Consider the following 10,723-nt stretch of genomic DNA (forward strand, 5'->3'; position numbering starts at 1 on the left):
CCCCATCGAGGGCGGCTCCGGCGCCTTGCGATCGCACGCACCAGACGCCGCCGGGCCCGCCCTTCGGGCGGACGACGGGAATTTGACGACAGGACCTAGTGGGTCGTGACGATCCGGACCGAGTCGAGCCCGTTGCTCGGCCCCGACGTACCCGGCCCGGCGATCGCACGCCACTGGCTGTCGGTGTGCCCGGCGGTCCACTCCCGGCCGGCGTACGACACCCGCCGGATGTGCAGTTCGGAGGCGTTGGCCACGGCCCAGTGGGCCAGCTGCCACCCGCGCTCGCGGACACCGCGACCGGCGACGGAGCCCTTGCCGCCGGTCACCGGCAGCAGGACGGTCCGCCCGTCGCTCTCGGTCACGGAGGGAGTCGGCGTGGGCGTGGCCTTCGCGGCGCCCACCTCGGCGGCGGCCGACTGGAGCGCGTCCTGCCCGAAGTCCCGTACGAACGCGGCCCGTACGGAGTCCGTGCCGCCGGCCGAGGCGCCCCCGGCGAGCCCCTCGCAGGTCAGCGTCGCTTCCGAACGCCCGGTGAGGGCGGCGGCGAGCAGTGTCGCGTCCGGCTCGTGCTTGGCGTACGCCTCCGGAAAACCGCTGCGCTGGACGCGCTGGGCGGCGACGGTGAGCGGCAACTCCGTGTAGTCGCGGACCTTGACCAGGTGCTCGTAGAAGATGCCCGCCGAATAGATCGGGTCCAGGATCTCCCGCTCCGTGCCCCAGCCCTGCGAGGGCCGCTGCTGGAACAGGCCCAGCGAGTCACGGTCGCCGTGGGTGATGTTGCGCAGCGCCGACTCCTGCAGCGCGGTGGCGAGCGCGATCGTCACGGCCCGCTCGGGCAGCCCGCGCCCGGTACCGACGGCGGCGATCGTCGCGGCGTTCACCGCCTGCTCCGGCGTGAACTCGTACCGCGCGCCGTCGCCCTTGCCCGAGACGACCTCGCAGCCCGGCGCTCCCGCGCCTCCGGTGACGTACTGCACCGCGAGATATCCCGCGACGGCGAGCAGGACCACAAAGGCCGCCCCGCAACGCAGGAGGCGGCCACGACGTTTCGCAGAGGCGGACGACTTCGGCACGTCCTACAAGGTAACCGAGGTTACTGAGGGGTATGGGCTCAGTGCGAAATCAGGGGCGACGGACCGGCGGGTTAGGGTCGGGACCATGGCCGACACCTCTCTTGATCTCACGCTGGACGCCGCCGAGCTCACCGCGCAGCTCGTCGACTTCCCTTCCGTCAGCGGCATGGAGAAGCCCCTCGCGGACGCCATCGAGACCGCCCTGCGCGCCCTGCCGCATCTGACGGTGGAGCGGTACGGCAACAACGTCGTGGCCCGGACGAACCTGGGGCGCCCGGAGCGCGTGATCCTCGCCGGCCACATCGACACGGTGCCGATCGCGGACAACGTCCCGTCCCGGCTGGACGAGGACGGCGTCCTGTGGGGCTGCGGCACCTGCGACATGAAGTCGGGCGTGGCGGTCCAGCTGCGCATCGCGGCCACGGTCCCGGCCCCCAACCGCGACCTGACCTTCGTCTTCTACGACAACGAAGAGGTGACCGCCGAGCTCAACGGCCTCAAGCACGTGGCCGAGAACCGTCCCGAGTGGCTCGAGGGCGACTTCGCGGTGCTGCTGGAGCCGTCGGACGGCGAGGTGGAGGGCGGCTGCCAGGGCACGCTCAGGGTGCTCCTCAAGACCAAGGGGGAGCGCGCCCACTCCGCGCGCGGCTGGATGGGCTCGAACGCGATCCACGCGGCCGCCCCGATCCTGGCGCGGCTGGCGTCGTACGAACCCCGCTACCCCGTGATCGACGGCCTGGAGTACCGCGAGGGCCTGAACGCGGTCGGCATCAGCGGTGGCGTGGCGGGCAATGTCATCCCGGACGAATGTGTCGTAACCGTCAACTTCCGCTACGCACCGGACCGTACGGAGGAGGAGGCCATCGCGCACGTCCACGAGGTCTTCGCCGACTGCGGGGTCGAGGAGTTCGTGGTGGACGACCACAGCGGCGGCGCCCTTCCGGGTCTCTCCCACCCGGCGGCCGCGGCGTTCATGGCGGCGGTCGGAGGCACCCCGCGCCCGAAGTACGGCTGGACGGACGTCTCCCGCTTCTCCTCCCTGGGCATCCCCGCGGTCAACTACGGTCCCGGCAACCCGCACTTGGCGCACAAGCGGGACGAGCGAGTGGAGACGGCGAAGGTCCTGGCGGGGGAGGAGCGGCTGCGGGCGTGGCTCACGACGTAGGGCCGAGGTGACGGGTGCGGTGGGGATCGCGGGGATGGCGCTTCATGGCGGTCATGCTCACGTCCCCCGTCTGTAACCCGCGTGGATCTACGCTGAGGTGGAAAGACCTGCAACACCCGCAGGCCCCGCAGTGGAGGGAGCGCACATGGCTACCGGTAACCCCGAGGGGAAGAAGCAGCCACCGGAGGAGCAGCGGTTGGGCCCCGTGCTGCGCAGGCGGGGCCAGGTGACGCCGAGCACCACGGACCAGCGGCTGCTGGACGAGCGTGCCCCTTCGGACTGGGTCCACACCGACCCGTGGCGTGTCCTGCGCATCCAGTCGGAGTTCATCGAGGGCTTCGGCACACTCGCCGAACTCCCGGCGGCGATCAGCGTGTTCGGCTCGGCCCGTACGCCCGTGGACTCGCGGGAATACGAGGTCGGCGTCCGGCTGGGCCGGGGCCTGGTCGAGGCCGGTTTCGCGGTGATCACCGGCGGTGGCCCGGGCGCCATGGAAGCGGCGAACAAGGGCGCCTGCGAGGCGAAGGGCATCTCGGTGGGCCTGGGCATCGAGCTGCCCTTCGAACAGGGCCTCAATCCTTACGTCGATATCGGCCTGAACTTCCGATACTTTTTCGTAAGGAAAATGATGTTTGTCAAGTATGCCCAAGGGTTCGTCGTGCTTCCTGGCGGCCTGGGCACCCTCGACGAACTCTTCGAGGCCCTCACCCTGGTCCAGACCCAGAAGGTCACCCGCTTCCCGATCGTCCTGTTCGGCAGCGAGTACTGGGGCGGCCTGATCGACTGGCTGAAGAACACGCTGGTGGCCCAGGGCAAGGCGTCGGAGAAGGACCTGCTCCTGTTCCACGTGACGGACGACGTGGACGAGGCGGTGGCGTTGGTGTCGAAGGAGGCGGGGCGCTGACGTCCTTCAGCCCGTGGGACGGGTAGGGGCGGCGGGGGCGAAGAAGGGCGCTATGCCAGCCCCCGCCGCGCCACCGCCGGCACCCGGTGGCCCGCGATCGACGCAACCATGTCCAGCACCTGCCGCGTCTCCGCCACCTCATGCACCCGGTACACCTGCGCCCCCAACCACGCCGACACCGCGGTCGTGGCCAGGGTCCCCACCACCCGCTCCTTCACGGGCTTGTCCAGCGTCTCCCCGACAAAGTCCTTGTTCGACAGAGACACCAGCACCGGCCACCCCGTCTCCACCATCTCCCCCAACCGCCGGGTCGCCTCGAGACTGTGCCGAGTGTTCTTCCCGAAGTCGTGCCCGGGATCGATCAGGATCGACTCCCGAGGCACCCCCAGTGCCAACGCCCGCTCGGCCAATCCCACTGTCACCCGCAGAATGTCCGCCATGACGTCGTCGTACGTCACCCGGTGCGGCCGGGTCCGCGGCTGCGCACCCCCGGCGTGCGTACACACCAGCCCCACCCCGTAGCGCGCGGCGACCTCCGCCAGCGCGGGATCCACCCCGCCCCACGCGTCGTTCAGCAGATCGGCCCCGGCCTCGCACACGGCCGCCCCGACCTCGGCCCGCCAGGTGTCCACGCTGATCACGACATCCGGGAAGCGCCGCCGCACCTCGGCCACGAACCCGACCGTCCGCCGCGCCTCCTCCTCGGCGGTCACCTCTTCCCCGGGCCCGGCCTTCACCCCGCCGATGTCGATGATGGCCGCCCCCTCCGCCACGGCCTGCTCCACGCGCGCGAGGGCCGGCTCGTCGCGGAACGTCGCCCCTTGGTCGTAGAAGGAGTCCGGGGTCCGGTTCACGATCGCCATGATCGCCGGCTCGTGCGTGCCGAACTCACGCCTGCCCAGCCTGAGCATCCCCTGTGACCTCTCCTAGTGCGTCCTGGCAAGTCGCCTGCATACGGCCGCCTGCGACCCTAACTGTCAGAGTCGCATGGCACGATCGGACCCTGACACACTCGACCGCACGCATTCACCGACCATGGGGGCCACAGCGATGGTTATGTTCCTGTTCCTGGTCGTCGCGCTGGCCGTCGTGGTCGCCGCGGTGACCCTCGCCGTGGTGGGCGGCGGCGAGGGCGACGGCCCGCTGCCGGAGGCCGCCCCCGAGCGCCTGCAGGACCCGCTGCCGCCGGACCGCCCGGTCAACCGCGCCGACGTCGAGAGCCTCCGCTTCCCGCTCGCCGCCCGCGGGTACCGCATGGCCGACGTCGACGACGCCCTCAGCCGCCTCGGCGCCGAGCTCGCCGAGCGCGACGCCCGGATCGCCGACCTGGAGTCCGCGCTGGCCGGCGCCCAGGCGTCCACCGGCGGCCATATGCCGCATGTGTCGATGGAGAAGCCCGCCCAGGAGGACCAGCAATGAGCGACGGCACGGCCCTCGCCGGTCCGGACGGCGCACTGCGCTGCCCCTGGGCCCTGTCCACCCCTGATTACGTCACGTACCACGACGAGGAGTGGGGCCGCCCGGTCCACGGCGACGACGCGCTCTATGAACGCCTCACCCTGGAGGCCTTCCAGTCGGGCCTGTCCTGGATCACGATCCTGCGCCGCCGCGAGGGCTTCCGCGCCGCCTTCGCCGACTTCGAGATCGCGAAGGTGGCGGCCTTCACGGACACCGACAGGGGCCGCCTACTCGCCGACCCGGGCATCATCCGCAACCGCGCCAAGATCGACGCGACCCTGGCCAACGCCCGCGTGCTGGCCGAGTGGGCGCCCGGTGAGCTGGACGAACTGATCTGGTCCCACGCCCCGGACCCGACCACGCGCCCGGTCCCGAAGACGCCGGCAGACGTACCGGCGGTCACTCCGGAATCGACGGCCCTGTCCAAGGCCCTGAAGAACCGCGGCCTGCGCTTCGTAGGCCCGACGACGGCTTACGCCCTGATGCAGGCGTGCGGTCTGGTGGACGATCACCTGGAAGTCTGCTTCGCGAGAAGCGCCCCGTAAGGGGCGCGGGGCTGCATCGATGTGCGGCTCCGCCGCGGGGGCGCGATCAGCCACGACGATCCCGCAGCCCCGACGGCGCTACCGCCCCCGAGCTCACCGGCCCAAATACTTCGGCTTCTCCTTGTTCACGAAGGCCTGCACAGCGATCGCATGATCCTCGGACGACCCCGCCCGAGTCTGCAGCTCGTCCTCCTTCTCCAAGGTCTCCTCAAGAGAGTGCGACAGCCCGAACGCCACCGCTTCCTTGATCGCCGCATACGCCACCGTCGGCCCCTCCGCCAACGCCCGCGCCACCTTCTCGGCCTCCCCGCGCAGGTCGGCGGAAGGCACAACCCGGTTCGCGATCCCCAGCTCGTAGGCCTCCTGCGCCTTGATGGACCTGGGGAAAAGCAGCAGGTCGGCGGCGCGGCCGGCGCCGATGACGCGCGGCAGGGTCCAGGAGATCCCCGAGTCGGCCGTCAGAGCCACGCCCGCGAACGACGTATTGAAGGCAGCCGTATCCGCCACCACCCGATAGTCCGCAGCCAGCGCGAACCCGAATCCCGCCCCGGCCGCGACCCCGTTCACCCCGGCCACCACCGGCTTCGACATGGACGTAAGCGCGGTCACGATCGGGTTGTAATGCTCCCGCACCGTGCTCATCGTCTGCCCCGACCCGTTCTCCCGGTCCGCGGCCAGCAGCCCGATGTGCTCCTTGAGGTCCTGGCCCACACAGAAGGCCCGATCCCCCGCGGCGGTCAGCAACACCGCCCGCACCGCACTGTCGTCCGCCGCGGAGCGAACCGCTTCCCGCAGGGCGACCTTGGCCTCGATGTTCAGCGCGTTCATCGCCTCGGGACGGTTCAGAGTGATCGTCGCGAGTCCGTCGCTCACCTCGTAGAGCACGGTGTCGGCCATGGCGTATCCCCTCCGGGTCTCGACGCTTAGGCGTACTGGTCGGTACGCACTTGTCCGAAGGACAGCATGGCGGAGATCGCCGACAACGGCCCTGACCGGACGTGTGACCTGCGTCAAAGAATTCACGTCCGGTTCTGTTCGGTCCAAGCGTGTGCGGTGGCGCAGTATCGCAGTCACATCGCCGAATTGAGTGGTTTTGCTCGCGCGCGTTGCCCAAGCGATGCCGACTGATGTTGGTCATCGGGTCCTGAGATGCGGGATAATGGCTTGGAAGCAATGTGTTCGATGCCGGTGTCGCGTGTCTCATGCCAGATACGCGTGCCCTCCATGGGGCCGTCGGCTTTGACTATGAGCTGGTTTCAGGAAGGGGAACGAGCATGGCGGCCATGAAGCCGCGGACGGGCGATGGCCCGCTCGAGGTGACCAAGGAGGGGCGGGGCATCGTCATGCGCGTTCCGCTCGAAGGCGGCGGTCGGCTCGTCGTCGAGCTGACCCCTGACGAGGCCGACGCACTGGGCGACGCCCTCAAGAAGGTCGTCGGCTGACGCGGAAAGCGACCCTACCCTTTCGGTGGCCCCGGCATCGCACATGGTGCCGGGGTCGCTGTTTACCCGGTACGTTGCGGTCTTTTCCCAGTACGTCAGCGGCGTACGGCCGGTCAGGCTGTCAGCGCTTCACAGCGCACAGCAGCCCGTCCCCCACCGGCAGCAGCGACGGCACCAGCTCCTGGCTCTCGCGTACCGCGCGCAGCAGCTCCCGGATGCGTATGACCTCCGTGGGCTGCGGGCCCGAGTCCACCGTGCGGCCGTTGGCGAAGACGCCCTCGAAGACGACGAGGCCACCCGCACGCAGCAGGCGCAACGATTCGGCGAGATAGTCGAGGAATTCCAGCCGGTCACCGTCGCAGAAGACGAGGTCGTAGCCGGCGTCCGCGAGGCGGGGCAGGACGTCCAGGGCGCGGCCCGGGATGAAGCGGGCGCGGTTGCTGGCGAAGCCGGACGCGCGGAAGGCCTGGCGGGCGAACTGCTGGTGCTCGGGTTCGGGGTCCACCGTGGTCAGCACCCCGTCCGGGCGCATGCCGTGCAGGAGATGGATGCCGGAGACGCCGGTGCCGGTGCCGATCTCCGCCACCGCCTTCGCGTCCACCGAGGCGGCCAGCATCCGCAGCGCGGCGCCCGTGCCGGGCGACACCGAGCGCAGCCCCGCTTCACGGGCCCGGTCGCGGGCCCAGCGCAGGACGTCGTCCTCGGCGACGTAGGCGTCGGCGAACGCCCAGCTCGTCTGCCGGTTGCCGGTAATGACCCTCTCCTGTCCCCGTGGTTGCCTGGGCGTGACTGTATCCGTTGCGGGCGGGAACCCGCAGATGGGACCGGGCGTTTAGAGGGGTGGGAAGACGAGCGGGGGGACACAGTTGGATCACGATGAGGAACGGGACCGCGAGCAAGTGCTGACGCAGGCCCACCAGCCGTATCAGCCCAGATCAAATTCTCGTAAAACCGCTTATCCGGAGCTAACGGGCGAGGTGGCTATGGTAGGGGCTCCACTGGACACCACCAGAGCCGACAGGGGAGGTGCGGCTGCGCCTGTGGATCGGGGAGGAGTGCTGAGGCGCTTCCTCGGATCGGCGGGCAGGCCGAAATCCGTGAACGACACCGCTGACCACAGCCACGCCGGCGACTACGCCCAGACCGCGACCTTCTCCACCGACGCGGACGGGCAGGCGTGGACTCCGCCCACCTGGGAGGAGATCGTCAGCACGCACAGCGGACGGGTCTACCGGCTGGCGTACCGCCTCACCGGTAACCAGCACGACGCCGAGGACCTCACGCAGGAGGTCTTCGTCCGCGTCTTCCGCTCCCTGTCGACGTACACGCCGGGCACCTTCGAAGGCTGGCTGCACCGCATCACCACGAACCTGTTCCTGGACATGGTGCGCCGCAAGCAGCGCATCCGCTTCGACGCGCTGGGCGAGGACGCGGCGGAGCGGCTGCCCAGCAAGGAGCCCACACCCCAGCAGGTCTTCAACGACGCGCACTTCGACGCCGACGTCCAGCAGGCCCTCGACACGCTGGCGCCCGAGTTCCGTGCCGCGGTCGTCCTGTGCGACATCGAAGGGCTCTCGTACGAGGAGATCGCCGCGACCCTGGGCGTCAAGCTCGGCACCGTCCGGTCCCGGATCCACCGAGGCCGCTCGCAGCTGCGCAAGGCCCTCGCCCACCGCTCGCCGGAGGCGCGCGCCGAGCGCCGCTCCTTCGTGCCGCGCGTGGCCGCTCTGGGGGGAGGGGGCGCGACCGCGTGAGTGGCTCCCGACCCAACCCGGCCGAAAGGCTCCTGGCAGAGCAGCACCTGGGAGACCGACTCTCCGCCCTCGTCGACGGAGAGCTCGGTCATGAGACGCGCGAGCGTGTCCTGGCCCACCTGGCGACGTGCGCCAGGTGCAAGGCCGAGGCCGACGCCCAGCGCCGACTGAAGAACGTCTTCGCGGAGGCGGCCCCGCCGCCTCCGTCCGAGAGTTTCCTGGCCCGTCTTCAGGGCCTCCCCGGGGGAGGTGACCTGGACGGCGGTGGCTCGCCGCTGGGCGGGGGAGGATTCGGCGGACTGTCCGGACGGCCCGGCGCCACCGGGGCGTTCGGCATGAAGCGGGGCGACCGCTTCGAGTTCGGATACGTTCCCTCGCGTCCGCACGCCCCGGCGCTGCCCGACTCGTCGGACCGCGGCTTCCGCACCCATCCCGTGGGCCGTCCGGACGCCGACCGCTCCGGGTCCTCACGGATGCGGTTCGCCTTGGTCGCGGCGGGCGCGGTGTCCCTGGCCGCCATCTCGCTCGGCGGCGTCACATCGAGCGCACCGACCGACGCGGAGGCCCGCGCAGGCTCGGGCGGCAGCAATGTGACGCCGGCTCGGACGCAGGGCACCGGCGCCTCGACGGCACCCGAGAACCAGCGCCGGCGTGGAGTCGGTCCGCTGCTCGCGCAGGGGCAGGGCCAGTGGACGCCGGACACCCCGGCGGCTCCGACCGAGGTGTCGGCTCCCCTCCTGCCCGGGATGCCGGCCCAGCCCGCCGAGCAGGACGTGCACGCCCTGACGGCGCCCGTGGTGGCCGGCGCGGCCGCCATGTCCCCTCTCATACGCCCGCTCAGCGCCACCCCGCCGCTCACCCTGACCTCGTGGTCCACGGTCCCCGAGGTCACGGCGACCCCCGACCTGCTCGCCGCACCCGTCCCCGACACGACGTCGTCCCCCTCCACCCCGCCCGCCACCGGCCGCTGACCCGGCCTCTGCGCAGCGGCCCACGAACCTGATTGAATCCGGGGTGGGCCGCGCCCTGGCCTGTTCGGCCGGGCGTGGAGTCGACGAACCGCGGCCACCGTTGACGCCGCGTGCCGGATGGGGGAGGGAGCACGAGGTCGCCGGGGTTACGGGAGGGAACTCGAGCGCGACAGCGCAGAGTTGAGTAGGCATTCGGGCACCGGGGCGTCCCCGATGGCGGCCTGCCGAGGAACCAGGCTTGTTGGGGGCCGGCAGACCGGAGCCGTCGTAGTCGTGGGCTGCGCAACGACGGCCGATCGGCCGGGGCTGTCCGGCCGCGCTCCGGCCGGGTCCCTTCGGACACGGCGGAATGCGAAGCGTCCTACTCGAGCAACGGTCAGCAGCGAGCAGGAAGCAGAGCATGAACGAGGGGAAGCCCGCGAAGGCGAAGTGGTGGAACCGGCCTCGGCCGCAGGAGCCGGCCGCCCAGGCGGAGGACACCGAACCGACGCCGGACGAGACGGGCGATGCGGCGGCGCCGGCCGATTCGGCGGCGGCGCGTGCATCGGGCGCGGCTGGACACACCGCATCGGGGAGCACCGGCGAAGGGGGACTCGGCGGCACCACGGACGCAGTCACCGACGGCGACTTCGAACTGGCGCAGCCCGCCGCGCGCGCGGTCGGCGACGCGGCTTCGGCCGAAGGGGACTTCGAGCTTCCCCGGCCGGCGGCGCGCGTCGGTGGTGGTGACGTGGCGTCTGCCGAGGATGAGCTTCGGCGGCCCGCGGCAAGCGGCAGTGATGGTGACCTGGCTTCGGCTGAGGGAGACTTCGAGCTTCGTCGACCCGCTGCGGGCGCCGCTGGTGGTGCGTCGGCTTCCGCTGAAGGTGACTTCGAGCTTCGTCGGCCTGGTGCGGGTGCCAGTGGTGGAGAGGTGGTTTCGGCCGAGGGGGACTTCGAGCTTCGTCGGCCTGGTGTGAGCGGTAGTGGTGGTGACGTGGCGTCCGCCGAGGGGGACTTCGAGCTGGCGCGGCCTGGTGGGGTGTCCGCGGCTGTCCCGTCGCAGCCTGCCGACGCTGCGGCCACGGTTCCCGCGGAGCCCGCCGACACACGCCCCAAGCCCCTCCACGACCCCGACCCCTACGGCACCCCGCCCTACGGCGAGCCCGGCCCCTGGGCTCCCGCTCCGCCCGTACAGCACCCGGCGACGACGCCCGCGCACGGGACGGCCGTACCGATGCCGCCGCCGAGCTCGACGCCCGGCGCTCCGGCTCCGGGCCCCACTGCCGGCGTCCCCGCCCCCGTACAGCCTCCAGCCCCTGACGTCCCCGCCCCGTCGTCGGCCCCCGGAATCCCGGCCCAGACGGCACCCCCAACGGCCGACACTCCTGCCCAGAACACCCAGGCTCAGCCCATCCCGGCCCAGCCCACC

Annotated in this window: 11 protein-coding genes and 1 pseudogene; 8 read left to right on the top strand and 4 right to left on the bottom strand. The window is 71.2% G+C overall.

All coding sequences use genetic code 11. The features are described from left to right. Positions 1-95 precede the first annotated feature (95 nt). Positions 96-1,073 (bottom strand): VldE C-terminal domain-containing protein, encoded by a 978-nt coding sequence (locus tag IF78_RS0142365; RefSeq protein ID WP_078662817.1) that lies wholly within the window; start codon positions 1,071-1,073, stop codon positions 96-98. An 85-nt stretch (positions 1,074-1,158) separates the two neighbouring features. On the opposite strand from IF78_RS0142365, the gene dapE reads away from it, so the two are divergent. Both dapE and IF78_RS0142375 read left to right on the top strand, forming a co-directional pair. After that, on the top strand, positions 1,159-2,238 hold the full coding sequence (gene dapE, locus IF78_RS0142370) for a succinyl-diaminopimelate desuccinylase (RefSeq protein WP_031488061.1): 1,080 nt from the start codon (positions 1,159-1,161) through the stop codon (positions 2,236-2,238). Between the two features lie 145 nt (positions 2,239-2,383). Continuing rightward, positions 2,384-3,142: an LOG family protein gene (locus tag IF78_RS0142375; RefSeq protein ID WP_031488062.1), complete on the top strand. Its 759-nt coding sequence runs from the start codon at positions 2,384-2,386 to the stop codon at positions 3,140-3,142. Between the two features lie 50 nt (positions 3,143-3,192). Here IF78_RS0142375 and folP read toward each other — a convergent pair whose 3' ends face one another. Continuing rightward, positions 3,193-4,053: a dihydropteroate synthase gene (gene folP, locus IF78_RS0142380; protein WP_031488063.1), complete on the bottom strand. Its 861-nt coding sequence runs from the start codon at positions 4,051-4,053 to the stop codon at positions 3,193-3,195. Positions 4,054-4,198: 145 nt separating this feature from the next. Between folP and IF78_RS0142385 the strand changes: the two genes are divergently transcribed. Continuing rightward, positions 4,199-4,561, top strand: coding sequence for a DivIVA domain-containing protein (locus IF78_RS0142385; protein ID WP_031488064.1), 363 nt, complete (start codon positions 4,199-4,201; stop codon positions 4,559-4,561). After that, a complete protein-coding gene (locus IF78_RS0142390) occupies positions 4,558-5,145 on the top strand; it encodes a DNA-3-methyladenine glycosylase I (RefSeq protein WP_031488065.1) in 588 nt (195 codons plus the stop codon). Before IF78_RS0142385 ends, IF78_RS0142390 begins: the two co-directional genes overlap by 4 nt. A gap of 93 nt (positions 5,146-5,238) precedes the next feature. Here IF78_RS0142390 and chcB read toward each other — a convergent pair whose 3' ends face one another. Continuing rightward, positions 5,239-6,042, bottom strand: coding sequence for a 2-cyclohexenylcarbonyl CoA isomerase (gene chcB / locus IF78_RS0142395; RefSeq protein ID WP_031488066.1), 804 nt, complete (start codon positions 6,040-6,042; stop codon positions 5,239-5,241). A 377-nt stretch (positions 6,043-6,419) separates the two neighbouring features. Here chcB and IF78_RS47250 point away from each other — a divergent pair, with 377 nt between their 5' ends. Next, positions 6,420-6,587 (top strand): DUF3117 domain-containing protein, encoded by a 168-nt coding sequence (locus tag IF78_RS47250; protein ID WP_003966491.1) that lies wholly within the window; start codon positions 6,420-6,422, stop codon positions 6,585-6,587. A gap of 121 nt (positions 6,588-6,708) precedes the next feature. Here IF78_RS47250 and IF78_RS0142405 read toward each other — a convergent pair whose 3' ends face one another. Further along, complete coding sequence (locus IF78_RS0142405) at positions 6,709-7,407, bottom strand: O-methyltransferase (protein WP_324617308.1); 699 nt, start codon at positions 7,405-7,407, stop codon at positions 6,709-6,711. A 235-nt stretch (positions 7,408-7,642) separates the two neighbouring features. On the opposite strand from IF78_RS0142405, the gene sigE reads away from it, so the two are divergent. The 3 genes and pseudogenes from sigE to IF78_RS51070 form a co-directional block, all read left to right on the top strand. Then, the gene (gene sigE / locus IF78_RS0142410) at positions 7,643-8,341 is read left to right on the top strand and encodes an RNA polymerase sigma factor SigE (RefSeq protein ID WP_037642843.1); all 699 of its coding nucleotides are present in this window, start codon (positions 7,643-7,645) and stop codon (positions 8,339-8,341) included. Continuing rightward, positions 8,338-9,312: an anti-sigma factor family protein gene (locus IF78_RS0142415; protein WP_031488069.1), complete on the top strand. Its 975-nt coding sequence runs from the start codon at positions 8,338-8,340 to the stop codon at positions 9,310-9,312. The genes sigE and IF78_RS0142415 overlap by 4 nt, the downstream gene beginning before the upstream one ends. Positions 9,313-10,288: 976 nt before the next feature. After that, a pseudogene (locus IF78_RS51070) lies at positions 10,289-10,723 on the top strand (protease); the annotation flags it as partial.

The sequence above is a fragment of the Streptomyces bicolor genome, from assembly GCF_000719285.1.
Classification (GTDB): domain Bacteria; phylum Actinomycetota; class Actinomycetes; order Streptomycetales; family Streptomycetaceae; genus Streptomyces; species Streptomyces bicolor.

What these genes read in the sequence shown, in the direction of transcription:
- IF78_RS0142390 (WP_031488065.1), top strand. Translation starts at nt 4,558, where the DNA reads ATGAGCGACGGCACGGCCCTCGCCGGTCCGGACGGCGCACTGCGCTGC.
- IF78_RS0142385 (WP_031488064.1), top strand. Translation starts at nt 4,199, where the DNA reads ATGTTCCTGTTCCTGGTCGTCGCGCTGGCCGTCGTGGTCGCCGCGGTG.
- folP (WP_031488063.1), bottom strand. Translation starts at nt 4,053, where the DNA reads ATGCTCAGGCTGGGCAGGCGTGAGTTCGGCACGCACGAGCCGGCGATC.
- IF78_RS47250 (WP_003966491.1), top strand. Translation starts at nt 6,420, where the DNA reads ATGGCGGCCATGAAGCCGCGGACGGGCGATGGCCCGCTCGAGGTGACC.
- dapE (WP_031488061.1), top strand. Translation starts at nt 1,159, where the DNA reads ATGGCCGACACCTCTCTTGATCTCACGCTGGACGCCGCCGAGCTCACC.
- IF78_RS0142375 (WP_031488062.1), top strand. Translation starts at nt 2,384, where the DNA reads ATGGCTACCGGTAACCCCGAGGGGAAGAAGCAGCCACCGGAGGAGCAG.
- chcB (WP_031488066.1), bottom strand. Translation starts at nt 6,042, where the DNA reads ATGGCCGACACCGTGCTCTACGAGGTGAGCGACGGACTCGCGACGATC.